The sequence below is a fragment of the Sphingopyxis sp. UBA6723 genome, assembly GCF_002454115.1.
Classification (GTDB): Bacteria; Pseudomonadota; Alphaproteobacteria; order Sphingomonadales; family Sphingomonadaceae; genus Sphingopyxis.
The window spans coordinates 36864-61384 of record NZ_DKIH01000006.1 but is presented as its reverse complement, the minus strand read 5'-3'; the positions used below and the strand labels follow the sequence as shown (position 1 = coordinate 61384).

Here is a 24521-nt window from a genome sequence, read left to right as displayed (position 1 = left end):
CCGCGCAGGATCACGGCATTGCCCGACATCAGCCCCAGCGCCGCGGCGTCGGCGGTCACATTGGGGCGACTTTCGTAGATGATCCCGATGACGCCGAGCGGCACGCGCACACGGCTCAGCACCAGCCCGTTGGGGCGCGTCACGCGGTCGATCTCGGTGCCCACCGGATCGGGCAGCGCCGCGACGGCGTAGATCGCATCGGCAATCGCGGCCAGCCGCTCTTCGTCCAGCCGCAGCCGGTCGAGCATCGCGCCGGACAGGCCGTTTGTCCGTCCCGCCGCCATATCGTCGACATTGGCCGCCAGGATTTCGTTCGCCCGCGCGCGGATCGCGGCCGCTGCGGCCATCAGGCCGGCGGCCTTGTCGGCGGTCGGGGTCTGCGCCAGCCGTTTGGCTGCGATGCGCGCTTGGGCGCCCATGTCGGCAATCAGGGCGGCGGCATCGCCGGGCATCGGCGGCGGGGTGAGGGCTTCGGCGTTCATGCAATTGCCACTATCACGTTTCGCTGGGCGCCCGAAAGCCCCGTTGCACCCGGCCCTGTACCGCTTTAGGCAAGGCGCCATGAGCGGGGACGTGGAAGGCATTGGGGCGGCGGTGACGGCGGGGCTGGCGGGCCGCGCGGTCGAACCGCAGCATGGCGGTTTGGGCGGATCGCACGGCGCCCTTCGCTGCCTCAACTGCGGGACCAGCCTCACCGGCTCGCACTGCCACCATTGTGGCCAGCGCGCCGACGTCCATCGCAGTTTTGGCGCGATCGGGCATGATCTGGTGCACGCGATCTTTCATTTCGAGGGCAAGATCTGGAACACGCTGCCTCTCCTTGCGTGGCGGCCCGGCGACCTGACGCGCCGTTACATCCACGGCGAACGCGCGCGTTTCATCTCGCCGCTCGCGCTGTTCCTGTTCGCGGTGTTTCTGACCTATGCGGTGCTCGCGATGGTTGGCAGCGGCGGCGGGGTGGGGGAGGGCCTTGCCAAGGCAGCGGCCGAGCAGACGCGGTCGAACGCGCTCAAGGAAAGTTTCGAGGTTGAAGTCGACCGTGTCGACGCGCGGCTCGCCAACAAGACTTTGTTGGCTGCTGAGCGGACGGCACTCGAAGACGAACGGGCGACGCTTCAGAAAAGCGCCGACTATCTTGGTGTCGCGCGCCGCCTGAGCCAGGAGGAGCTCGATAAGGGGCCGCCGGTGCTCAAGGATCCGGTCGATCAGGTGATGACCGGCGCCGATTTCCTGTCGCGGACGAAGGTCGATACCGGGGTGCCCTTTATCGATCAGAGTTTGCAAAAGGCGATCGCGAACCCCGCGCTCATGTTCTACAAACTTCAGGCGAACGCCTATAAATTTGCTTGGGCGCTGATCCCGTTATCCTTGCCCTTCATGTGGCTGCTGTTTCCGTTCAGCCGCCGCTTTCATACGTACGACCATTTTGTGTTCGTCACCTATTCGATCAGCTTCATGCTGCTTCTGTTCGTGGTCGTGCGCCTATTCAACCTGTCGATCTTCGGCGACGTCGCGACGGCGTTCGCGATGCTCTACATCCCCTTTCATATGTATCGCCAGCTGCGCGGCGCCTATCGCTCGTCACGGTTCGGGGCGTTTGTTCGCACCAATTTGCTGCTGTTTTTCAGCCTGTTTTCGGTGATGATGTTCATGTTCCTGCTGCTCGCGCTCGGGCTGATGGGCTAGGGTCAAGGCCTTCGTTCGCCGCGCGCGCCGAATCGTAACAAAGGCCGGGCAAAGAACCCGCCGGTCGACGAGGAGATTTGTGATGCATCACCAATGGGGCGAAATGGATCGGCGTCAGTTGATCGCACTTGGGACGGCGGGACTGGCGGCGCTGTCGCTGCCCGGCGCCGCGAAAGCGATGATGGCGCAGGGCTTTACGCATGGCGTCGCGAGCGGCGAACCGGCGGCGAATTCGGTGCTGTTGTGGACACGCTATGCCGCGGCAAGCGATACGACGCTGACCGCCGAAATGTCCGAGACGTCGGACTTCGCCAAAATTGTCGGCGGCGGCAATGTCATCGCGACCGGCGATCGTGACCACACCGCGAAGCTGATTGTTTCCGGCCTCGAACCGGGCCGCTGGTATTTTTATCGCTTCATCGCCCCCGACGGGACGACGTCGCTGACCGGTCGCACCCGCACCCTGCCCGACGGGCCGACCGGTGCGTTCAACATGGCGCTCTTTTCCTGTTCGAACCTGCCCTTCGGCTGGTTCAACGCCTATGCCCATGCCGCGGCGCGGCAGGACATCGACCTCGTCGTTCATGCCGGCGACTATCTCTACGAATATCCGATCGGCGATTATCCTTCGCTCAAACAGGCGCTGCCGGGTCGCGAGATCCAGCCGGCGCACGAAATGGTGGCGCTCGCGGACTATCGTCTGCGCTACGCTGCCTACCGCAGCGACCCCGACCTCGCGCGGCTGCATGCGCTGTTCCCGATGATCGCCCAGTGGGATGATCATGAGATGACCAACGACGCGTGGAAGGGGGGCGCTGAAAACCACAATGCGGGCGAAGGCGAGTGGGCGGATCGTGTGATCGCCGCCGAACGCGTCTATCGCGAATGGATGCCGGTCGCCGACGCGCGCTGGCGCCAGTATCAGGTCGGCGATCTGGCAACGATCTTCCTGCCCGAAACGCGCGTCACCGCGCGCGACCGCCAGTTCGAAGTCGACGCGATTATCGCGGGCGGCGGCGATGCCGCGGCAAAGCTGAAACAATTTGCCGAAACCACCTATCGCGATCCGGCGCGCCAGATGCTGGGCACGGAACAGGAAAAATGGCTGTTCGGCGGCTTCGCGGCCTCGACCAAGGCGGGCACCCGCTGGCAGGTTTGCGCGCAGCAGGTGGTGATGGGCACCATCTTCACCCCGCCGGAAACCCGCGATTGGTTCGGCGGCAACCAGCCTGACTTTATTCGCCGCCGGGTCGAGGCGGGGCAATTGGCCGCAAAGGCCGGGCTGCCGCTGAATCTCGACGCCTGGGACGGCTATCCCGCGGCGCGCAGCCGGCTGCTCGCCGCGGCGCAGCGCGCCGATGCCGACCTTGTCACCTTGACCGGCGACACGCACAACGCCTGGGCGCTCGACCTGGCCGAGGACGGCCGACCGGCGGGGATCGAGATCGCCGGACACAGCGTCACCTCGCCGGGCTTTGAATCCTATATCAAGGGCGTCTCCGACGAGGCGCGGGTTGCCGCGCTCCGCCGTTCGTCGCCGCAGCTGAAATGGGCAAACACCCAGGATCGCGGATATGTGACCGTCCAGCTGACTCGCGACCGGGTCACTGCCAACTGGCACAATGTCGAAACGATCCGCACGCACACGCCAGCACTGAAAAACACGCACAGTATGACCGCGGCACGCGGGCGGCGCAAATATGACGCGGCCTAGCTATAGGGCGGCGTGTCCTCGAACTCGCCGAACCACGGATAATCGTTGGCGACGCTGACCGTGAAATTCGCCGGACGTTTTTCGAGGAAACTCGACACGCCCTCTGCCGCGTCGGCACTGCGCCCGCGTGCAAAGATCGCGCGGCTGTCCCAGCGGTGCGCGCTCATCGGGTGCGGCGCGCCCAGCATCCGCCACAGCATATGACGCGTCAGCGCGACCGATACCGGCGCGCTATGGTCGGTCAGTTCGCGCGCCTTGGCGATCGCGGCATCGATCAGCGCGCCGGGCGCGTGGACCGATTGCACCAGCCCTTTCTCATGCGCTTCGGCGGCATCGATCAGCCGGCCTGAATAGCACCAGTCGACCGCATTCTGGATGCCGACCAGCCGCGGCAGGAACCAGCTCGACGCGGCTTCCGGCACGATCCCGCGCCGTGCAAACACAAACCCATAACGCGCCGTTTCACTGGCCAACCGCGCGTCCATCGACAATGTCATCGTCGCGCCGATGCCCACCGCGGCGCCGTTGATCGCGCCCAGCACCGGCTTTTTGCAGTCGAAGATGCGCATCGACACCCGCCCGCCCGAATCGCGGATCAACGGATGCGACCAGTCGATTGTGCCGTCATCGGCGACCGGACTCGCAGACATGCCGTCGGGCAGCAGCGCCGCCTTGTCGGTGCGCTTGTCATAGTCGAACGTTGCGGCGCCTTGGCCCAAGTCGGCCCCGGCGCAATAGGCGCGGTCGCCTGACCCGGTAAAAACCACCGCGCGCACGGCGTCGTCGGCGTCGCATTCGTCGAGCGCGGCGACAATCTCCAGCATCATTTCCGTGGTAAAGGCGTTCATCCGGTCGGGCCGGTGGAGCGTCAGCAGCGCGATGCCTTCGTGGCGGTCGAGGCGAATCTGGTCGAAGCTCATATCTCTCTCCCTTGGTTGCGGCCATGGTTGCAAGAGAGGCGGGCGAGCGCAAGCTCTAGTTGACGTAAACGTAAGGGCGAGCGTCGTAGCGACATTCCCTCGCCCATTGGGAGAAGGATAGAGAGAAGCGAGGGATGACGCGCCCCCGCTTTGCCGCTATAGGCCGCCCGACCGCCCCGGCGCCGCCTCTCCCTGAGTCGCTTGCCGGGGCCATTCATTTGGTTCCGGCAGAAAGTTTGTACGCCATGTCCCGTCGCCGCCAGATCTACGAAGGCAAAGCCAAAATCCTGTATGAAGGCCCCGAACCCGGGACGCTGATTCAGTATTTCAAGGACGACGCGACCGCTTTCAACGCCCAGAAAAAGGGCACGATCAGCGGCAAGGGCGTGCTCAACAACCGGATTTCGGAGCATGTGTTCACGCTGCTCGGCAATATCGGCGTGCCGCATCATTTCATCCGCCGCCTGAACATGCGCGAACAGCTGATCCGCCAGGTCGAGATCGTGCCAATCGAAGTCATCGTGCGCAACGTGGCCGCGGGGACGCTGTCGAAGCGGCTCGGGATCGAGGAAGGCACGCAGCTTCCCCGCACCCTGATCGAGTATTGCTACAAGGACGATGCGCTCGGTGACCCGCTGGTGGCCGAGGAGCATATCGCCTGCTTCAACTGGTGCAGCCAGGAAGAATTGCACGATATCCAGGACATGGCGATCCGCATCAACGACTTCATGTCGGGCATGTTCGCGGCGGTCGGCATCCGGCTCGTCGATTTCAAGCTCGAATTCGGGCGGCTGTACGATGGCGATTTCAGCCGCATCATCCTGGCCGACGAAATCAGCCCCGACGGCTGCCGCCTGTGGGACATGACGACGAACGAAAAACTCGACAAGGATCGCTTCCGCCGCGACCTCGGCGGTGAGGTCGAAGCCTATCAGGAAGTCGCCCGGCGCCTGGGCCTGCTGCCGGAGGGCGGCGACAATGCGGTGCTCGATCTCGAAAGCCACCGCAAGAAAAAAGGCAGCTAAGCTTCAACGCGGGCCCGTTAATCCCGTTCGTATCCCGACTTTGCGCGACCCGAACGGTTCGATGGCCGTCCACATCGGTGCGGTCAGGATCGGACAAGCGCACGTCGTTCGTCAAAGTCCTCGGTGCTTTGGCATAGCCTTGGCTTGACCGCGCGCGCGGCGGTGGCCACATCGTTCCGATGTCTAGCTCCCTTGTTCGGCGCGCTTCGACCGCGCTTTCGCCCCTCGTCCTGCTTGCCGTCATTGCCGCACCGGCCTACGCCCGCGAAGCGCCGGCGCCGACCGCCGCGACGGCCGCCGCCAATCCGCAAACCGAAGCAGCCAAGGCGTGGAAATTTGCGGCCAGCGATGTGCCGGTCGATCCGAACATCCTGTTCGGCGTGCTGCCCAACGGGATGAAATATGCGCTGCTGCAAAACACTACGCCCAAGGACAGCGTCGTGCTGCGGATGCGGTTCGACGTCGGCAGCTTTGCAGAGGCCGACGACCAGCGCGGGCTCGCCCATTTCCTCGAACATATGGCGTTCAACGGCTCGACCAATGTGCCGGAGGGCGAGATGATCAAGCTGCTTGAGCGCAAGGGGCTGGCGTTCGGCGCCGACACCAACGCCTCGACCGGCTTCGACGAGACGATCTACAAGCTCGATCTGCCCAACGCTTCGGACGACCTGATCGATACCGGGCTGATGCTGATGCGCGAAACGGGCAGCGAGCTGACCATCGATCCCGCCGCGGTCGACCGCGAACGCGGTATCATCTTGTCCGAGCGCCGCGCGCGCGACACATATCAGCTGCGCAACCTCATCGATCAGCTCGATTTCCAGATGCAGGGGATGAAGGTCGCGAGCCGAATTCCGGTCGGCACCGAAGAGGTGATTCGCACCGCTCCCGCGGCGCGCCTTCGCGACCTGTACGACCGTTATTACCGCCCCGAGCGCGCAACGCTGGTGATGGTCGGCGATTTCGATCCGGCGGCGGTCGAGGCCAAGATCAAGGCACGCTTTGGCGACTGGAAGGGGCGCGGCCCCGCGGGCGCCGATCCCGACATCGGCAATGTCGATTATCGGCGCCCCGCCGCGGCCGACGATTTCATCGACCCCGCGATCCAGGATTCGGTAACGATCGCGGCGTTCAGACCGTGGATCGAAGAACCGGATACCAAAGTGAAGCGCGCCCGCACGCTGGCCGAAGATATCGGCGAGGCGATCGTCAGTCGCCGACTGGCCAAGATCGCCCTGAACGAGGATTCACCAATCCTGGCGGGCTATTTTGCCGAAGCCGGCGGCTGGAAAATTTTTGACCAGGTTACCTTCGGCGCGATTGCCAAGGAGGGCGCGTGGAAAGAGGCGCTGGCGCTGATCGAACAGGAACAGCGCCGCGCCATCGCACATGGCTTCACCCAGGCCGAGGTCGACGAGCAGCTGGCGAACCGCCGCACCGCGCTGCGCAACGCCGTTTCCGGGGTGACGACGCGGCGCAGCGATGCGCTCGCCGACACGCTGATCACTGCTGCCAAGGGCGATTTTGTGTTCGTTCGCCCCGAAACCTCGCAGGCTTTGTTCGAAGCGACCGCGCCTTCGCTCAGCGCCGCGGCGGTGACCGCCGCGTTCCGCAAGCGGATGGAGGGGTTCAGCGCTCCGCTGGTTCGGGTGTCGGCAAAGAAACCGATCGAGGGCGGCGCCGATGCGATCCTCGCCGCGCTGCGCAGCTCGGCCCAAGTCGCGGTGGCAGCGCCGACCGAGGCCACCAATGCGGCCTTTGCTTATGACAATTTCGGCACGCCGGGCAAAATCGTCGCCGATGACCGGATCGACGATCTTGGCATCCGCCGCGTCCGCTTCGCCAATAATGCGATGCTCAACATCAAAAAGACCGATTTCCAGAAGGACCGCGTGCTGCTGTCGCTGCGCGTCGATGGCGGCAATCTGCTCGCGACGCGCGAGGATCCGACCCGGGTGTCGCTGGCGGGTTCGCTGATGCTCGGTGGGCTCGAAGCGCACAGCCTCGACGAACTGCGTTCGATTCTGGCGGGCAAGACCGTCAGCCCGAGTTTCGGCAATGCCACCGACGCGTTCGGCGGCAGCGCGCTGACGTCGCCCGAGGATTTCGGGCTCCAGGCCAAGTTGATGGCGGCGTATCTGACCCATCCCGGCTATCGCCCCGACGGCCTCGCGCTGATCCGCCGGGCGCTGCCCCAGCAATATGCCGCGAATGATGCGACCCCGGCGGCGGTGATCGGCCGCGATGCGGGCGGCATATTGGCCAATGACGATCCGCGCTCGCAAACCCCGCCGCTCGAAAAACTCATGTCGCTCGACTGGGCGCAGCTGAAACCGGTGGTTGCCGACAGCTTTGCCAACGGTGCGATCGAGATCGGCGTCGTCGGCGACATCGATGAACAGGCGGCGATTAACGCGATCGCGGCGACCTTTGGCGCGCTGCCCGCCCGCCGCGCCGCCTTCGATCCGCGCCCCGACGCCCGAGTGCGCGAATATGCCAGGGACCGCAGTGAACGGACGCTGATCCACAAGGGACCGGCCGAACAGGCCGAATTGCGCGTCTATTGGCCCGCCCGCGACGACAGCGATCTGGCGGAGGCGATGCGCCTAAACTTGCTTGCGCGGGTGATGCAGCTCAAACTGACCGAGGAACTGCGCGAGAAGCTTGGCGAAAGCTATAGTCCAGGCGCTGCCGCCAGCTTGTCGGACGAGTTTCCCGGCTATGGCCATGTGTTCGCCGCGAGCAACGTCGATTTCAAGGATCTTGCGACGACGCGCGCCGCAATCTTTGCCATCGCCAAGGAATTGCGCGACATCCCCGTCGATGCCGACCTGCTCGACCGTGCGCGCAAGCCGCTGGTCGAAGCGATGACCAAATCGCGGCGGGAAAATGCCTATTGGCTGCCCTATGTCGCCGAGGCCGCCAGCCAAAGCGACCGCCTCGACCGCAGCCGCAACGGCATCCGCGAAGTCGAGGCCGCGACGCCCGCGGACTTGCAGGCGCTGGCAAAGCGCTATCTGGTCGATGACAAGGCGCTGGTGATCAAGGCGGTGAGTGACAAGGCGGGGAAGTAGACGGGCTGGTGACGATCTTTATTCCATCGTCATCCCGGCGAAGGCCGGGATCTCGCCGATGCGGCAAACCGAGAGGGTGAGATCCCGGCCTTCGCCGGGATGACGAATAAGGGAAGGTCGGGAATCCACCCATAGCCGTTCTCCCCTAATCCCGCCCCGGCGCCCGCGCCCGGATGAAATTTTCCAGCGCGACAAAGATCATCTCGCGCGCATCGCTCCCCAGCATCTCCGCGGTCAGCACATCAAAATGCACCCGGTCGCCCTGCGCCACGGCGTTGACCATGTTCGCCAGCAGCGCCTCGTCGAAACTCGCGCGCGGGCAGCAGGGCGGGGCGACGGCAAAGGGGTCGGGCCAGCTGTGGCCGATCGCCTCGACCACCAGACGATAGCGCCGCGCCGCGAGGATATTGCCCCAACGCCGCTCCAGCTCGGGCATCGGGTCGCGGTCGCCTCGGCGACAGACGATGCAATAGCGCAGCGCCAGCACCGCCTGCGCGGCTTCGACCGACAAGTCGCGGATCAGCGGTTGCTGAGTCAGTTGCCGGATCAGGGTGCTGCTTTGCATGGTTCTATCGTCTCCCGGCAGTGCCGTCCTCTGTCTCCGCTGTCGAAAAAGATGCCGGTCACTGCATAGGGCAGCGACCGGCAGGAGGGGACTGCCTCACCTTGCTATTGAGAATTAATCGCAAGTGCAAGCGAAAAAAGAGGCGCCCGAAAGCGCCTCTGATAACCGTGGGATTTTCCGTCGCGTCGCCCCCGCGCAGGCGGGGGCCGTCATCGGTTTATGCAGCGGCGCCGGAAAATGCCGCCTGCGGCCGTGTCGGGAGGCACGTGACTCCCGGCACCCTGCGCGGGGGTGACGATGAATCTCAATCCTCGCCCGACGGCCTCGACTGCAGCTGGATATAATTCTCGATCCCCATGCGTTCGATCAACTCGAACTGTTTTTCCAGCTCGTCGACATGATGTTCTTCGCTTTCGAGGATCGACCCGAACAGGTCGCGGCTGACATAGTCACGCACGCTCTCGCTATGCGCCATCGCGTCCTTTAGCAACGGGATCGCTTCTTCCTCCAGCGCCAGATCGGCCTTCAGGATTTCCTCGACCGTCTCGCCGACGCGCAGGCGGCCCAGCATCTGGAAATTGGGCAGACCGCCCAGAAACAGGATGCGGTCGGCCAGCTGATCGGCGTGTTTCATCTCGTCGATCGATTCTTCGCGCTCGAACTTGGCCAGCCGCGCGACCCCCCAATTGTCGAGCATCCGGTAATGGAGCCAGTACTGGTTGATCGCGGTCAGCTCGTTCTTGAGCGCCTCGTTCAGAAAATCGATGACCTTTTCGTCGCCCTTCATGCTGTCGTCCTGTCATTTTATCTTGGAATGGGATGGGCGCATTATACGCGCCCCGGCCCCGTCAGGCCAAGGTCAAAAATGGCGGAAAACCAAGAAAAATCAGGCGGTAGCGGTGACGTCGCTGATGATATTGCGAGCGAAAGGCAGGCATTGGCCGCACTTGGGTTTGCGACCCAATTGCGCATAGGCGGCCTTGGCGCAGCGCAACTGGCCGGTTCGCGCGACATCGCGAAGCTGGCTTTCCCTTATTGCGTTGCAGACACAGACGACCATGTGCGAATCCTTCTCAACAACTGTGGTGTAGGGATAGTGCGAGGGATTCGCAACAGGAAAGATGCGACTGGTTCGCAGTCTGAACTGCGGCATTTTTCACCGCTTCCGTGTCCCGCCGCCCCTTGCCCCCACAGTGATTCGCGGGCATAGGCGCGCCCATCCTCCCGCACCCCGCTTGCAAAGGTCCGCGCCCATGAAAGTGAATGTCTATGTGACGCTCAAGCCGGGGGTTCTCGACCCGCAGGGCAAGGCGATCCATCATGCACTCGAAGGCTTGGGGTTTGGCGGCGTCGCCGATGTGCGCGCCGGACGTTTCATCGAACTCGACGTCGCCGACGGGACCAGCGATGCCGATCTCGACGCGATGTGCGCCAAGCTGCTCGCGAACACGGTGATCGAAAACTACCGCATCGAACGCCCGTAACAGGAGCTCCGACCATGAAGACCGCCGTCATCGTCTTTCCGGGTTCCAACTGCGACCGCGACATGGCGGTCGCGCTGGAACAGGTTACCGGCCGCGCCCCCGCGATGGTGTGGCACCGCGAGACCGAACTGCCCGACGGGACCGACTTCATCGCGCTCCCCGGCGGCTTTTCTTATGGCGATTACCTCCGCTCGGGGGCGATGGCGGCGCGCTCGCCGATCCTGCGCGCGGTGGCCGATGCCGCTGGCCGCGGGGTGCCGGTGCTCGGCGTGTGCAACGGTTTCCAGGTACTGACCGAGGCGCAGTTGCTGCCTGGCGCCCTGATGCGCAATGCGGGTCTCAACTTCGTGTGCCGTACGGTGCCGCTGAAGGTCGAGAACAGCCAGTCGCTGTTCACCGCCAGCTATAAGGCAGGCGAAGAAATCAACATCCCTGTCGCGCATCACGACGGCAATTATTTCGCCGACACCGCAACGCTCGACCGGATCGAGGGGGAAGGGCGCGTCGCGTTCCGTTACGCAGACAGCGTCAACGGGTCGGCGCGCGCTATCGCGGGCGTCCTCAACGACGCGGGCAATGTGCTGGGCATGATGCCGCATCCCGAACGCGCGATTGACCGCGCGCACGGCGGCACTGATGGGCTACGCCTGTTCGAAGCGGCGCTCGGCGTTCTCGCCTGACATTTCGTCCACTGTCACCGCGGCCTCTTTGGCATGCGGTTGCAGCCAGCGTCCGACGAGCAGCAGCACGGTGGGCCAAAACATGGTGTTCCAGATGTCGTGCCAATGCGCGGCGTCGGGTTGGAGCATTGAATCGCCCATCTCGCGCGTCATGTCGAGCCACTCGCCGCCAACGGCCATCGCCAATACTGCCAGCCATGCGACGATCCAACCCCCCCGCCACCGCCAGACCAGGCGAATGAGCAGGAACAGCGTCAATCCGAAATAAATGTGCAGCGCGTCTTTATCGAGCCCGCTTAACTCGACCAGCGAAGCCTTGCGTTCGCCGAACAGCGAGGCGATTTCGATGAGGGTCATGGATCAAACCTTGGCAGCGAATGGCGTAAAGTCGGTGCCTTCGTCGAACACATCGACACCTTCGCGGCGTTTCAACGCACCCACCACGACATAGGTTGCCGGGGTCAGCGCCGCTTCCCACGCCACTTTGAGTGCCCAGTTCGTGACCATCACCAGCAGCACCTGTTCGGTTTCCCAGATGCCGAGAAAGGCGATCGGGTAAAAGATCAGGCTGTCGATCCCCTGGCCAACGATCGTCGATCCGATCGTCCGCATCCACAAAAAGCGTCCGCCCGTCGCGACCTTCATCCGTGCCAGGACATAGCTGTTCACAAACTCGCCCGCCCAGAAAGCGAGGATCGAGGCGAGCACGATCCGCCACGCGCTGCCGAACACGCTCTCATACGTCGCTTGGCACACCGCGCCGCTGCCGCTGGCCTCGCCCGACGTCAGGGTCAGGCTTTCGGTCCCGCTGCACCACCAATCCTGCGCGGGCGGCATTGCCAGCACGGCCCAGCTCATCAAAGCCATGAACACCAGCGCGCCAAAACCGGCCCAGATCACCCGCCGCGCGCGGGCATAGCCATAAACCTCGGTCAGCACGTCGCCGATGACATAGCCGATCGGAAAAAACAGGATCCCGGCGCCAAAGGTCAACCCGCCGAGCGTCGACAGCTTCGACGCCCCGATGATGTTGCTGAGCAGCAGGACGGTGACGAACGCCGCCATGACCAGATCATAATAGCGAAAATGATGGACGGCCGCGGCGGATGTCCGGGCGGGTGTGAACGAGGGCGGCGGCGATTCAGTCATCGGCCCGCTGCTTAACCCGCTTTGCAGCCCAAGCAAACCACGCTATTCGCGCCTCCGGGCGCCCGTAGCTCAGCTGGATAGAGCACCCGCCTTCTAAGCGGGTGGTCGCAGGTTCGAATCCTGCCGGGCGCGCCATCAACAATCCGCCAAATTATCGCTGCGCCCGCTGCGCCCGCTGCGAACTCGACTCTAATTAAACTCGGCGGGTGGCGGGCGCTGCGTCGGCGCTTTCACCGTTGGCGGGGCCATTTTTGGCTGACCACCATTTTTGGGGGCTGCGCCGGTGTCGCCGGACCCGCGCCGTCCGGTTTGCTCCTCAATCCATTGCTGATCGAGCACCGGACCCTCTTCGGGCGGGGGTGGGGCGGCTTCTTCGGGTGGGCGCATGTCATATGGCAGTTCGATCGGCATACCATTTTCATCGACCAGCCCGCCTTCGCCGGGCTCGCCCATATAGGCCTCGCCTTCGTCCTCCAGCTGCCATTCGGGCAGCACGACCTCGGTGTCGAACGCCTCGACCGGGCGCCGCGCGACCGCGACGCGCATATAATCGGCAAAGGCCTGCGCGGGGGCGCGGCCGCCTTGCAGCCCGCCGACCGCTTTCGCATCGTCGCGGCCCATCCATACGCCGGTGGTCAGCCCGCTCGAAAAGCCGAGGAACCAGCCGTCCTTGTTGCTCGTCGTCGTGCCGGTTTTGCCCGCAACGGGCCGCCCGATCTGCGCGGCGCGACCGGTACCCGTGTTGACCGCGGTCTGCAGCAGGTCGGTGATCCCCGCGGCAACCCAATTGTCGACCAGCACCTGTCCGCGCTCGGCGGGGCGCTGGTACAGCAGCCGTCCGTCGGCGGTCGTCACCTTGGTGATGCCATAGGGCTGCACCGAAATGCCGCCGCGCGACACCGCGGCAAAGGCGGCGGCCATGTCGATCACCCGCACTTCGGCGCTGCCCAGCACCATCGACGGGTGGGTGTTGACCGGGGTGGTGATGCCAAAGCGCCGCGCCATATTGGCGACCGACGAAAAGCCGACCTCGTCGCCCAGCTTCGCCGCGACGGTGTTGACCGAATAGGCAAAGGCGCTGCGCAGATCCATCGTCCCGGCAAAGCGCCCCGACGAGTTGCGCGGCGACCAGCCGTTGATCGTCACCGGTTCGTCGACCACCGGATCGTCGACCTTATACCCTGCCTCCAGCGCCGCCATATAGACGAACAGCTTCCATGCCGATCCCGGCTGACGCAGCGCCTGCGTCGCGCGGTTGTAGTTGGAGGTTACATAATCCTTGCCGCCGACCATCGCGCGCACCGCGCCGTCGCGGTCGAGCGAGACCAGCGCGCCCTGGACGCCGCTGGGCGTATTCGCCTGGATCGCCGCGGTCGCGGCGCGCTGCATATTCAGGTCAATCGTCGTATAGACGTCGAGCGCTTCGCTACCCTCGTCGATCAACAGATCGAGCTGCGGCAGCGCCCAGTCGCTGAAATAGCGCGCGCTGTTCTGCCCGGTTTCCTGCGCCAGTTTGACATTGGCGGGTTCGGCGCTGTCGGCCTGGCTCTGGGTGATCACCCCGGCATCGACCATCACGCTGAGCACCACTCCGGCGCGGCCCAATGCGGCACCGGCATCGGCGGTCGGCGAATAGCGCGAGGGTGCTTTCACAAGACCGGCGACCACCGCGGCTTCGGACAGGGACATTTCGGTGGCGCTATGCCCGAAAAAGCGGCGCGATGCGGCGTCGATACCGTAACTGCCGCCGCCGAAATAGACCTTGTTCAGATAGAGTTCGAGGATCTCGTCCTTCGAAAATTTCCATTCGAGCGCAAGCGCCAGGATCATCTCGCGCGCCTTGCGCTTGAAATCATAGCTGTTCGACAGGAACACGTTGCGCGCCAGCTGCTGGGTGATTGTCGAGGCGCCCTGCAAGCGGCGGCCACTGCCGCGATTCTCCACCGCGACCACCGCGGCGCGCGCCATCCCCACCGGGTCGAGCCCGGGATGATAGCGAAAGCGCCGATCCTCCACCGCGACCATCGCATCCTGCATCACCTGCGGCGTTTCGCGCAAGCTCAGCCAGCGGCCATAATTGGGGCCGATCGACAGGAACACGGTGCCGTCGGCGGCGCGGACGCGGATCGTCTGACCAGCGGGTGATTTCTTCAGCTCTTCAAAACTCGGCATCCGCTGAACGGCCAGTCCGACCGCCACCGCCAGGGCGATAAGGCAGACCACGCCCAGGCCGAGGCCCCAGCGAAAAAGCCGCCGCATCCAGATACGAAAGCGCGATGGCTCCGCCGTGTCGGGCGCGCGCGGCCGGTCGCCCGAAGATGATGATTTTCCTGACGATGACGGCTGTCGGTCGCGGCGCAAAGCGATAGTTTCCTTCCCTCGCTGCGCCCTGTCGCGACAGCCCGTTTGACGTCAGCCCCTCGACGACGGTTGGTTATCCGTCGTCGGTGTTGGCGTCATCCTGCCCGCGACCCGCGAAGTCAAGCGCCGCGCTGTTGATGCAATAGCGCAGCCCGTTCGGTCCGGGACCGTCGGGGAACACATGGCCGAGGTGGCCTTCGCATTTGGCGCAGCGCACTTCGGTGCGGACCATGCCGTGGCTGGTGTCGGTCAATTCCTTGACGGCGCCGCCCTCGGCAGGCGCGGTGTAGCTCGGCCAGCCCGAACCGCTGTCATATTTGGTGCGGCTGTCGAACAGCGGTTCGCCGCACCCGGCGCAGCGATACATGCCGTCACCCTTGTGATCGGTATATTTGCCGGTGAAGGCGCGCTCGGTGCCGCCCTCGCGCAGCACGTGATGCGCCATCGGGTCGAGCGGCTTGGCGTTGGTCGGGTCGGTCATGATGGCTGTCTCCTTCGCGGCGCGCCGGTCGTCGGTCGCATCGCACTTGTCGCCAATATCGGATCGAAACCGCGGTCGTGCAAGGGCGAGAGGGTCAGCCGCCCCGGATTCGCGTCGCTTGTGACATCCAACGGACAAGCGATGGAAAAGCGGACGCCAGCGACGTCAAGACGCCCGCGGTGCGACGATTCTCCCCGGCGCGCCAAACGGCGCTGGCAATGGCAAAAGGCCGCGCCATGCGCGCCGCCAGCGCGTGCTGGAACGCGGGCGCGGCGCCTGCACCGCCGTGACGCCACGCCGCCGCGGCCGTGTCGCCGCTGGCGAGCGCCAGTCCCATACCTTCGCCCGCCAGGCTGGGGATGACCCCCGCCTGATCGCCGAGGCGGAACAGGCCAGGTTGGGTGTCGGCAGTCCGCCAGCCATAGGGGACATGGCCGATCGCATCGATGGAAGCCGACCAGTCGGCATAGGCCAGCCGCTCGCCGAGGCACGGATGCCCGTTGCCGAGCGCGCGGAGCAGCGTGGCGGGATCGCCGCCCGCTTCGTCGAGCCGCGACTTGTGGGTCGCAAGGCACAGGTTCGCGCTGCCATCCTCCTGACGCACCAGCCCGGCATAGCCGCGGTCGAACAGGTGCAGTTCGACCGCATCGTCGATCAGCCGGTCGAGCGCGGTGTGGGGCGACAGCCGCAGCCTCAGGCCCATCACGGGGTCGTGCTGCTGCCACGCGGCCGGCTCGCGCGGTTGCCCGCGAAACCCGTGCTTGCCTGCCGCCAGGAACAGCGACGGGGCCAGCAGGGTGGCGCCGTCGCGTGTCTGGACCGCACCACCGTCGATCGTTGTCGCATGGACCCCGCGCTGCAGATCGGCCCCCGCCGCGACCGCCGCCGCTTGCAGAACGGTATCGAGTCGCCGCCGCGACACCCCCATTGCAGTTTGCGGCAGCGCCGTCTCGCTGCAGCGCGACCCGGCGAACAGCCGTACCCGCCCGACTTGCTGTCCGCCGAGCGCCGTGCGGTCAATCCCCAGCGCATCGAGCCGCGCCAACGACTGCCAGCTCAAAAACCCGCCGCACAGCGCGTCGCCGGTCTCGCGCGTCCGTTCCAGCAGCAGCACCTTGGCACCCGCGTGCGCCAGCCCGATCGCTGCAGCGGCTCCGGCGGGTCCAGCGCCGATGACGATCGCGTCGGTCATCGGATGCGCTCGACACAGAGTCGGTACGGAAAGCTGCGAAAGATGCGCGCGGTCGCCGCGGTAGCGGGCAGCGCGCTCCTCAGCATCGCCTGCCATTCGGCGCGGCGAAAGCTGCGCCCGACCGACAGCTGACCGTCGCGGCGCACGATCGGATCAACCAGCGCCAGCGCCGCAAGCAAGGGATAACCGGCAAAGGGTAGGCGCTGGCGGTGGAGGTCGTTGATCAGCCAGCCGCGCATGGCTTCACCGTCCATAAAGCGCAAAAATTCGGTGCGTTCTGCAACGCTCATATGATGGGTGACCAGGCTAGACAGGATGATGTCCCAATCCTGCCCCGCCAGATCGCGATAATCGCCGGTGACCAGCCGCGCACGCGTGCCCAATCGGCGTTCGGCAACGCTCTGGCTTTTTGGATTGAGATCGACCCCCACCAGCTCAAGCGCTATGCCGCGCTTGGTTCCCCAGCGGTCGATCCGCGCCAACATGTCGCCGCTGCCGAAACCCACATCCAGAATGCGCCATGGCCGCGCGCCGACGCCGCGCGCGGCGACGCGATCGAGAAAGCCGAGTGTCGGGCGCGCCGCCAGCGTCAGCGCATTGATCCGCGACAGGTCGTCCAGCACCTTGGCGTAGCGTTCCGGCGCCAGTTCGGCCGCGTCCATCTCCTCCTCGGCGCTCATCGGCGCGCGAAGGCTGGTGAAGGGGTTCATGCCGCGGTGAAACGGATCGCTTCGGCAGCAAGGCCGGGACCGAAAGCGATCGCCAGCCCGTCGCCCTTCGCCTCGCGCGCCATCATGTCGGCGAGCACGAACAGGATCGTCGCCGATGACATATTGCCAAAGCGCGCGAGCACGGCGCGGCTGTCCGACAGCGCTGCCGCCGGAACCCCCAGCGCTGCCTCGACCGCATCGAGCACCGAGCGCCCCCCGGCATGGACAGCCAGCAGCGGCGGCGGATCGCCGGCCCCGAACAGCTGGTTTCGTACCGCGGGCGCCGCCAACGCTTCGCGCAGTCGCCCCGGCACTTCGCCCGACAGCTGCATCGCAAAACCGGTGTCGCCGATTTCCCAGCGGATCAGGTCGGCGCTGTCCTCCAGTGCCAGACTGGCGCCCTCGCCCAATGCGAACCCGACGGGGTCGGCCGAGACGATCGCCGCCGCGGCGCCGTCGCTGAACTGGAGCATCGCGAGCAAGGGTTCCGGGGCGTCTTCAAGTTGCAGGTGCAGCGTCGACAGCTCGACGCTGACCACCAGCACCACCGATTGCGGTTCCGACCGCACGATGTGCCGCGCGGTGCGTAGCGCTGTAACCCCCGCGTAACAGCCCATGAAGCCGATCAGCACCCGCTCGACCGTTGGAGAGAGGCCCAGCCGCCGCGCCAGGATCTGATCGATCCCCGGCGCAACAAAGCCGGTGCAGCTCGCGACGACGATATGGGTGATCCGTGCCACATCGAACGCATCGCCCAGCGACGCGATCGCCTGCATCGCCAGCTCGGGGGCCTGGTCGGCATAGGCCCGCATCCGCGTCGACGTCGGCGGCAGCTCGGGAACGTCGTAAAAGCCGCCCGTCGCGACCGGCGATCCGCCGCCTGCTGTGGGGGGCAGCACCGACCAGCGATGGTCGATCCCCGACCGCGCGGTCATCCGCGAAAACACCGCGCGCACCCGCTCGTCGGCCAGCCGCGGGGTCGCCCAGTCGATAAAGGCCTGATGGATATCGTGGCCCGGCACCGCGGTGGCGAGCGCGTTCAGCCGGGGGGACGGCGCGGATGTGGTCATCGCGCATCTGTGGCCGAAAAGCGCAAAACTAGCCAGCGATTCGCGGCGCGGGCGTTTTACGCCGGGTTAACCATGGCGCGGCTATGCATAGAGCCGTGAAACTGCGCTTTTTCCTTGCTTTTGCGCTGACATTTATCACCGCGCCCGCCGCGGCGACGCAGTGTCTGCTCTGCGCGCCCGACAAGCCGGGCAGCGCGGCGGCGCGCGAGGCCGAGGTGCCGCTGCGCGTCGAGGTCGAAACCCGGCTCGACATGGGGCGTATCGCGGTCGGCGCGATGGGCGGCGCGGTCGCGGTCGATCCCGTCTCGGGCACGCGCCGTGTCAGCGGCGACGTCGTCGATCTCGGCGGCTTTGCGCTCACCGGCACCGTCACCGTGCGCGGCGCCCCGGGCGCGGAAGTGCGCGTGATCCTGCCGGCCAGCGTCGATCTGGAGGGCGGCCACGGCGGCACCGCGCGCGTCACCGACCTCAGCACCGACCTGTCCGCCGCGCCGCGCCTCGGTCCCGACGGCCGCCTGCAATTCCGCTTTGGCGGACGGTTGCAGATCACCGGCGCCGACGACGGCGATTATCGCGGGCGGATCCCGGTGACCGTCGAATATCAATAGGGCGCGCGCTAGGGCGCGATCGCCAGTCCGTCCCCCTGTTTCCCCGCCGCAATACGGCGCAGCACTTTGCCACTCGCGACATCGATCTCGGCGACCTTGTCGACCCCCGTCTCCGCCGCATAGAGCCGCTTCGAATCCGGGCTGAACAGCAAGGTCACTTGCCGCGCCGCATCGCCTTCCGACACCGCGATCGTCCGCACCGGCGCGCGTGTCTCTGCATCGAACAGGCTGATCGTGCCCTTGCCGATATTGCTCGTCGCGATCAGTCGGCCGTCGGGGCTCGCCAGCACCCGGATCGCCACCGGATCGACCGCTTTCTCGTCGACTTTCCCACCGCTCGCGGTATCCCACACCGTCACCCGCGGCGCATCGAGGTCGCCGACCCACAGCTCGCGCCCGCCCTTGGCCAGCGCCAGCCCCTCGGGCCGTCCACCGACCGCCAGGTCGCGCAGCTTCGCCCCCGCATTCAGGTCCAGCACGCTCACCGTCCCCGACCCGATATTGGCGGTATAGGCGGTGCGGTTGTCGGGCGCGACGACGACCATATGCGTCCCCTTTTGCCCCGTCGCGATCGACGTCACCGTCCCGTCCGCCGCAACCACCGCGACCGACTCGCTGCCCTCGGTCGTCGCGACCAGCCGCCCGTCGCTTAGCCACAGCAGCCCGTGCGGCCGCTGGTTCGGGCTGAGGTCGATCGTCTTCAGCTTCCGCCGCGCCGCGACGTCGAACACGTCGATCGTCGTCCCGCCATAGGCGACCACCGCCGCCTGCTTGCCGTCGGGCGACACCGCGATCTCGTGCGGCATCTTGCCCGTCGGCAGCCGCGCCAGCTCCGCGCCCGACGCCAGCGCGACAAGGCTCAACGTATCCTCGCCCTTGTTGCCGATCAGCAGCGTTTCGGCGGCGACCGGCGCGGCCAGCAGCAGGGCAAGGGTGGTGGCAAGGGTAAGGCGCATGGCAATCTCCCGGTTCGTTTCCGCCATCCTATGCGCCGCCGCCGCCGGGGCAAGCCGCCTTCGACCAGCGACATTACGACAAGTTAACTGGCGCCCCACGCACCACCACCTAGCCTCGACCCCCGGCGGCAGGTCGCGCCGCCGGTCACATCAGGAGGGGAATATGGGTCTGCCAGCCATCGACATCGACGCGCTGCCGCTGCTCGACACCGCGGTCGGGCTGTTCGGTTCGCTCGTCAACGAAAGCGTATCGTCGGGACCGTCGGTGTTCGAGATCGCGGTTACCATCGCGCTGATCATTCACGACTGACCGGGTGGCGGGCAGGGGCAGGGGCTTCGCCACCCGCCCTTTCCCGCCCATCGCCCTGTCACTCCTGCCAATATGCCCGCCCGCCACTCGCGCCACGACCATTTCCCCCGCGCCGATGCCGCGCGCCGCACCGCGATCCGCGCCGCGGTGAGCGCCCTCGACGCGAAGTGGACCGCCGCCGACACCACCCCCGACGGCCTGCTCACCGCCATCGATGCGCAGGCCAACGCCAGCCCCGACGCCGCAATCGCCGCGCTCCTCCCCTGGCTCACCGACCCAGACTGGCTCGCCGCCCGCCTTGCCAGCGCCCTCGCGCTGCTCCGCACCGACCCCTTCGCGCGCCCGCCGCTCCGTCCAGTCGGCGGGGCAGACGGCGCCCCCGGCGGGCTGGTCCTTGCCGATCGCGGCGTCGTCCGCCTGACCCTCCGCCTCTGGCCCTTCGCCACGCACACCCCGGCCCCCGCGCCCGCCATCTTCGTCACCGGCCGCGCCGCGCTCCACATCCTCGCCAGCGGCGGCGCGCAGCTCTGCCTCCACCAGGTCGCGGTCACCCCCGCCGAGGAGGCCGGCGCCTTCACCGCCCGCGCCGCCGCGCCGTGCCACAGCACCTCGCCGCGCCCGCTGCAAACCGGCGAGACGCTCCACCTCGACACCGCGCGTCAAAGCGTCTCGCTCATCCCCGGCGCGCGCGACACGCTCCTCCTCGAACTCACCGTTCAGCCGCCGTCGCCGCTCCCGATCCGCAGCTACGACCCCGCGACCGGCCGCCTTCTCCACGTCAGCGCGTCCTGCCGCGACAGCAGCTTTCGCGCCATGGCGCTGACCCTGCTCCGCCACCTCGGTCGCCCCGACGCCGCGCCGCTGTTCGCCGCCGAGACGCAGAGCGAGGATTTCGCCGCCCGCTGGCACGCGATGCGCGAACTGATCGCGCTAAACCCCACCGCCGCCCGAGCCCCGCTCGCCGCGATGGCGGCGGGCGACCCGCACCCCGAAGTGCGCGCCGCGGCAAAAGCGACTCTGGCGCTGTTTAACAAGCCCTCCCCTTCAGGCGAGGGCAGCGAGCCCCGGACTTGATCCGGGGCGCAGCGGGTGGGGTCCATCGGCCTAGCGCAAGGCCGATGGACCCCACCCCAACCCAGTGGCAGGGTCGATCATGCCCCCGGCATGATCTAAACTGTCCGGGGGACAGTTTACCCGCCACTCCTGAAGGGGAGGGGCTAGCAGAAAGCCCCCCAATGCCCCGCCCGATAACCCCGCCCCCCGGTCTACCGCTCACCCTTGAGCAAGTCACCGCCACCCTCGACCAGCACGGCGTCGACCTCACCGACGAGGCCAGCATCCACCGCTGCGCCACCCTCCTCGCCGGGCTCCAGCGCAACCGCGACTTCCTCGCCGACCACCTCATCGCCGCGCTCAAATCCGACGCCGCCGACCAACAGCCCACGAACCGCTATTCGGCGCAGGTCATCCTCCTCCACCGCAGCCCGCGCGGCTGGTATCTGCGCGCCAATATCTGGCCCGCCGCGACCGACGCCGCTTATGCGAGCAGCGGCGCCGCCGCCTTCTCCTACGGCGTCGCGCACGACCATAATTTCAACTTCCTCACCATCGGCTATTTCGGCCCCGGCTATCTCAGCGACGATTATGAGGTCGATCCAGAGGCGATCGACGGCCGCCACGGCGAGCCGCTCAACCTGACCTTCACCGGCCGCAGCCAGCTTGGCGAAGGCCAGATGCTCCTCTATCGCGCCCAGCGCGACCTCCACTGCCAGCAGCCCCCCGCCAGCCTGTCGGTCAGCCTGAACATCATGGACGAGGGCGAGCATGTCCCCTGGCGCGACCAATATATCGTCGACCTGGGCCGCGAAGCGAGCGCGCGCGCGGGCCAGCCCCCCACCATCGCCCGCCGCCCGACGCTGACCAGCGGCGAACTGCTGCTGCGCTGCGCCGTCCACCTGAACGCCGAGGCGCAGGGCATCGCCGACCATGTCGCCCAGACGCACCCCGTCCCGAGAGTTCGTGCGAACGCCATCGCCGCGCTGGCGGCGGTCGCGGAGGGCGAGGGCAGAGCGGCGGTGCTGGAGCGCGGGATGCGCGACCGCGATGCGCGGGTCAGGGACGATTGCAGGCGGTGGCTGGCGCGGAAGATTACGAACGAGAGCGGCACTAAACTTGTGTCGAGAGCCAATCGTTGAACAGGTCCAAACGATGAGACCAAAATACTTTCACATTCTCGTCGAGCAATCGCTGTACATCGCTCAATTTTATAACGCCTTGGAGTAACGCGGCGGGCTGCACAAAATTGCCCCAATGAGAGCGCCATGCCGTCGCTTTTTTCGACACGTCATTTATGCGTTTGACTGAATTCGTCTCGTCGTTTGTGACTTTGCATTCGAGTGCCAGAACAACCGCATTCCGCAGCCCAAGTGCAATATCAACCTCCGCTCGACCCGTAACTCCGCTAGCAAAGCGCGCCTTGTGCATAAATTGACGCGGTTTGAGAGCGCCTTGCTGATCAATCGTTCGCGCTGCTATTTTTTCCCAGCCGCTCGTTTCTAACATCTCTATCAGCGTTTGCTCTTGAACGCGCGCGATCCGATTACGCCGTGCTGTCGCCACGCGCTGCGCTGCAATTAACGGAGCCGTCGCGAGCATTAATGCGTAAAGTTCACGGAGATGGGGCTTGCGACCGTGCCGGAGCCAGGGAGCCAAGCGCGGCGACAGCCATTTGGCTAAACTCGCCGCGACGATTTGGGCTCGTTCAGGATTAATGCCGACGCCCGACTTTTCCGAACTTTTGGGCCAGCTGCTGCAAATGAGCTTAAACTGATCTTGGCTCGTCGGCGGCGCCATCAGAGATCGAAGAACCGTCATATGGCTTCCCGAAGCGACCAGAGCTCCCTCTACATCGCAAAGATAATCAGATGCCCGCAGCGCGTGGGCGATCAATTTACGCGCTTCGGTCAGCGCTTCTCGCCAATCGGCACTTCCCTCTTCGGGTACGAGGCTCTCCTCATAAAGCTGTCGGGCTTCAAGTCGTAATTGCTCATGCAGCCCCAGCGCGTCGATCGCGGCATTATCCAGCAAATGCCGTACCTACTGCCGCCCGACGGCGACGATCGGGTGCTGCTCGCCGCGAAGCTCCATTTCGCCATTCTTCTTTGGCCGTGTAATTGATGGCCGCCTCCAGCTTTGACGCAAGTGGTGCCAGTTTAACTGGCTCGATGCGACGATCATCCCAAGAACGCAAAATATGAGCGTGAAGTACTTGCCCGATTTTTTGAGCTAAACGCGGCGGAACAGCATTGCCAATCAAGCGATACTGGTCCGTTCGCTTGCCCAAAAATATCCACTCAGGCGGGAAAGTCTGCAATGCGGCACATTCTCGCGGACACAGTCGCCGGATCCCAATTTCGGGATCAATTATCCAATCTTGTTGTTGATTGGCGGTGACGGTCCGAGCTGGCAAGCGCGTGTCCGCGATGAAGGCGCCTTGCTTATAGCCCCAGTGTCCGCCGGGGCGCGTTGCCTCTGCCTTTCCCGGACTCTTGACTCCCGTACCGGGCTTGAGCGCGCTCAATTGCGCTCCCAATTTTTCATTTGGCCGGATGATTTCATCTTCGGCGAGCATATTCGCCGCCAGTAAAGCTGCATTCATCGGCATCCAAGGCGTGACTGTCCCCGCTTTGCAATGAGTGGGGTCAGGAAAAGCCATCTCGTCGCCGATACGATACCCAAATACCACCAGCCTGACGCGGCGTTGTGGCACGCCGTAGTCGGCGGCATTGAGCAGCGCCACTTGGGTCTGAAAGCCTGCCTTCAACAGTTTCGTTCTAATAAGAGCCAATGCAGACCCGGGAACACCATCTGGCCCCCTGGCGGTCAGCAATCCACGCACATTTTCAAACAGTAACCAGCGAACATCTAGCTCGCTTGCCAATCTGACAAAATCATCGAACAATTGGCCGCGCGGGTCCAGCCAACCTTTTTGATGGCCAGCGCTGCTCCATGATTGGCAAGGCGGGCCACCAACCAGAAGGGGAACCTGCCCCCGCTCGCAACCAATCCGGTCGAGAATTTCTTTCCCGGTTGTTCGGGATACATCCGCGCGTTCAACGACCGCATCTTGCAAATGCGTCGAATTGCGTCGCTTGTTTTCGATTAGCGTAGCGTGCGCGGCCGCGTCGATGTCAGCCGCATATAAGCAAGAAAAACCCGAATCTTCCAATCCGATGTCAAGGCCGCCAGCGCCCGAAAACAACGAGATAAAACCGATTTTTCGCATTATAGCCCCTTTCTCCACCTGATATCGCTTTGGCTGTCGCGTGACAAATCAAATTGATGACATTACAATGTTCATTGTATGTTCTATTATTTTGCTTCGGAAAATCAACGAAAAAATTGGCATTTGAACGGATTGATCGCGCCTTTGCGTGAGGCAATCTTCCTTCTCCTCTTCCGCGCCCTCTGCGTCTCCGCGCGAAAAACCGCTTTCCTACAATATTCCGCCATGCCACCCTCGCGATCTGGCTCTTT

General features: G+C 65.2%; 24 protein-coding genes, 1 tRNA gene and 1 pseudogene. 11 read left to right on the top strand and 15 right to left on the bottom strand.

Features of this window, described 5'->3' with window-relative positions:
* Positions 1-482 (bottom strand): annotated as a pseudogene (gene proA / locus B4F07_RS03785) (gamma-glutamyl-phosphate reductase); the annotation flags it as partial.
* 79 nt (positions 483-561) lie between these two features.
* Here proA and B4F07_RS03780 point away from each other — a divergent pair.
* Positions 562-1686, top strand: coding sequence for a DUF3667 domain-containing protein (locus tag B4F07_RS03780; RefSeq protein WP_293697714.1), 1125 nt, complete (start codon positions 562-564; stop codon positions 1684-1686).
* Between the two features lie 82 nt (positions 1687-1768).
* The gene (locus B4F07_RS03775) at positions 1769-3400 is read left to right on the top strand and encodes an alkaline phosphatase D family protein (RefSeq protein WP_293697712.1); all 1632 of its coding nucleotides are present in this window, start codon (positions 1769-1771) and stop codon (positions 3398-3400) included.
* On the opposite strand, the gene B4F07_RS03770 is transcribed toward B4F07_RS03775, so the two are convergent.
* Complete coding sequence (locus tag B4F07_RS03770) at positions 3397-4320, bottom strand: crotonase/enoyl-CoA hydratase family protein (protein WP_293697710.1); 924 nt, start codon at positions 4318-4320, stop codon at positions 3397-3399. The genes B4F07_RS03775 and B4F07_RS03770 overlap by 4 nt on opposite strands.
* A 245-nt stretch (positions 4321-4565) precedes the next feature.
* On the opposite strand from B4F07_RS03770, the gene purC reads away from it, so the two are divergent.
* A complete protein-coding gene (gene purC, locus B4F07_RS03765; protein WP_293697885.1) occupies positions 4566-5345 on the top strand; it encodes a phosphoribosylaminoimidazolesuccinocarboxamide synthase in 780 nt (259 codons plus the stop codon).
* A gap of 179 nt (positions 5346-5524) precedes the next feature.
* A complete protein-coding gene (locus tag B4F07_RS03760; protein ID WP_293697708.1) occupies positions 5525-8419 on the top strand; it encodes a M16 family metallopeptidase in 2895 nt (964 codons plus the stop codon).
* A 145-nt stretch (positions 8420-8564) separates the two neighbouring features.
* On the opposite strand, the gene B4F07_RS03755 is transcribed toward B4F07_RS03760, so the two are convergent.
* The 3 genes from B4F07_RS03755 to B4F07_RS03745 all read right to left on the bottom strand — a co-directional run bounded on the left by B4F07_RS03755 (position 8565) and on the right by B4F07_RS03745 (position 10044).
* On the bottom strand, positions 8565-8984 hold the full coding sequence (locus B4F07_RS03755) for an addiction module antidote protein (RefSeq protein ID WP_293697706.1): 420 nt from the start codon (positions 8982-8984) through the stop codon (positions 8565-8567).
* A 304-nt stretch (positions 8985-9288) separates the two neighbouring features.
* Positions 9289-9771 carry a bacterioferritin gene (bfr, locus tag B4F07_RS03750; RefSeq protein WP_293697704.1) on the bottom strand — a complete coding sequence of 161 codons (483 nt, stop codon included), beginning with the start codon at positions 9769-9771 and terminating at the stop codon, positions 9289-9291.
* A 99-nt stretch (positions 9772-9870) separates the two neighbouring features.
* The gene (locus B4F07_RS03745; protein ID WP_293697884.1) at positions 9871-10044 is read right to left on the bottom strand and encodes a (2Fe-2S)-binding protein; all 174 of its coding nucleotides are present in this window, start codon (positions 10042-10044) and stop codon (positions 9871-9873) included.
* Between the two features lie 193 nt (positions 10045-10237).
* Between B4F07_RS03745 and purS the strand changes: the two genes are divergently transcribed.
* Entirely contained in the window at positions 10238-10468 is a 231-nt protein-coding gene (purS, locus tag B4F07_RS03740) for a phosphoribosylformylglycinamidine synthase subunit PurS (protein WP_037513977.1), read from the top strand.
* Positions 10469-10482: 14 nt separating this feature from the next.
* Positions 10483-11148, top strand: coding sequence for a phosphoribosylformylglycinamidine synthase subunit PurQ (gene purQ, locus B4F07_RS03735; protein WP_293697702.1), 666 nt, complete (start codon positions 10483-10485; stop codon positions 11146-11148).
* Here purQ and B4F07_RS03730 read toward each other — a convergent pair.
* A complete protein-coding gene (locus B4F07_RS03730) occupies positions 11110-11505 on the bottom strand; it encodes a hypothetical protein (protein ID WP_293697700.1) in 396 nt (131 codons plus the stop codon). The two genes, purQ and B4F07_RS03730, sit on opposite strands and share 39 nt — an antisense overlap.
* Positions 11506-11508: 3 nt before the next feature.
* Positions 11509-12297 carry a queuosine precursor transporter gene (locus B4F07_RS03725; RefSeq protein WP_293697698.1) on the bottom strand — a complete coding sequence of 263 codons (789 nt, stop codon included), beginning with the start codon at positions 12295-12297 and terminating at the stop codon, positions 11509-11511.
* Between the two features lie 58 nt (positions 12298-12355).
* Between B4F07_RS03725 and B4F07_RS03720 the strand changes: the two genes are divergently transcribed.
* Positions 12356-12432 (top strand) — tRNA-Arg (locus B4F07_RS03720).
* Positions 12433-12486: 54 nt separating this feature from the next.
* Here B4F07_RS03720 and B4F07_RS03715 read toward each other — a convergent pair.
* The 5 genes from B4F07_RS03715 to B4F07_RS03695 all read right to left on the bottom strand — a co-directional run bounded on the left by B4F07_RS03715 (position 12487) and on the right by B4F07_RS03695 (position 18111).
* A complete protein-coding gene (locus tag B4F07_RS03715; protein ID WP_293697696.1) occupies positions 12487-14556 on the bottom strand; it encodes a transglycosylase domain-containing protein in 2070 nt (689 codons plus the stop codon).
* A 175-nt stretch (positions 14557-14731) separates the two neighbouring features.
* Positions 14732-15139 (bottom strand): peptide-methionine (R)-S-oxide reductase MsrB, encoded by a 408-nt coding sequence (gene msrB / locus B4F07_RS03710; protein WP_293697694.1) that lies wholly within the window; start codon positions 15137-15139, stop codon positions 14732-14734.
* Positions 15140-15233: 94 nt separating this feature from the next.
* Positions 15234-16331: an NAD(P)/FAD-dependent oxidoreductase gene (locus B4F07_RS03705; protein WP_293697692.1), complete on the bottom strand. Its 1098-nt coding sequence runs from the start codon at positions 16329-16331 to the stop codon at positions 15234-15236.
* A complete protein-coding gene (locus B4F07_RS03700; RefSeq protein WP_293697690.1) occupies positions 16328-17041 on the bottom strand; it encodes a methyltransferase domain-containing protein in 714 nt (237 codons plus the stop codon). Before B4F07_RS03700 ends, B4F07_RS03705 begins: the two co-directional genes overlap by 4 nt.
* Positions 17038-18111: a type III polyketide synthase gene (locus B4F07_RS03695; RefSeq protein WP_293697688.1), complete on the bottom strand. Its 1074-nt coding sequence runs from the start codon at positions 18109-18111 to the stop codon at positions 17038-17040. The genes B4F07_RS03700 and B4F07_RS03695 overlap by 4 nt, the downstream gene beginning before the upstream one ends.
* A gap of 95 nt (positions 18112-18206) precedes the next feature.
* Here B4F07_RS03695 and B4F07_RS03690 point away from each other — a divergent pair, with 95 nt between their 5' ends.
* A complete protein-coding gene (locus B4F07_RS03690; RefSeq protein WP_293697686.1) occupies positions 18207-18719 on the top strand; it encodes a DUF4402 domain-containing protein in 513 nt (170 codons plus the stop codon).
* Positions 18720-18727: 8 nt separating this feature from the next.
* On the opposite strand, the gene B4F07_RS03685 is transcribed toward B4F07_RS03690, so the two are convergent.
* Entirely contained in the window at positions 18728-19675 is a 948-nt protein-coding gene (locus B4F07_RS03685) for a WD40 repeat domain-containing protein (protein WP_293697684.1), read from the bottom strand.
* 163 nt (positions 19676-19838) lie between these two features.
* On the opposite strand from B4F07_RS03685, the gene B4F07_RS03680 reads away from it, so the two are divergent.
* The 3 genes from B4F07_RS03680 to B4F07_RS03670 all read left to right on the top strand — a co-directional run bounded on the left by B4F07_RS03680 (position 19839) and on the right by B4F07_RS03670 (position 22180).
* Positions 19839-19985 carry a hypothetical protein gene (locus B4F07_RS03680; protein WP_293697682.1) on the top strand — a complete coding sequence of 49 codons (147 nt, stop codon included), beginning with the start codon at positions 19839-19841 and terminating at the stop codon, positions 19983-19985.
* A 72-nt stretch (positions 19986-20057) separates the two neighbouring features.
* The gene (locus tag B4F07_RS03675) at positions 20058-21059 is read left to right on the top strand and encodes a HEAT repeat domain-containing protein (RefSeq protein ID WP_293697680.1); all 1002 of its coding nucleotides are present in this window, start codon (positions 20058-20060) and stop codon (positions 21057-21059) included.
* A gap of 161 nt (positions 21060-21220) precedes the next feature.
* Positions 21221-22180, top strand: coding sequence for a transposase (locus B4F07_RS03670; RefSeq protein ID WP_293697678.1), 960 nt, complete (start codon positions 21221-21223; stop codon positions 22178-22180).
* Here the strand turns inward: B4F07_RS03670 and B4F07_RS03665 are convergent.
* Together B4F07_RS03665 and B4F07_RS03660 are read right to left on the bottom strand one after the other, a co-directional pair.
* Positions 22152-23072, bottom strand: a complete 921-nt coding sequence (locus B4F07_RS03665) for a XamI family restriction endonuclease (RefSeq protein WP_293697676.1) — start codon at positions 23070-23072, stop codon at positions 22152-22154. The two genes, B4F07_RS03670 and B4F07_RS03665, sit on opposite strands and share 29 nt — an antisense overlap.
* A complete protein-coding gene (locus B4F07_RS03660) occupies positions 23062-24270 on the bottom strand; it encodes a DNA cytosine methyltransferase (RefSeq protein ID WP_293697674.1) in 1209 nt (402 codons plus the stop codon). Before B4F07_RS03660 ends, B4F07_RS03665 begins: the two co-directional genes overlap by 11 nt.
* Between the last annotated feature and the right edge of the window lie 251 nt (positions 24271-24521).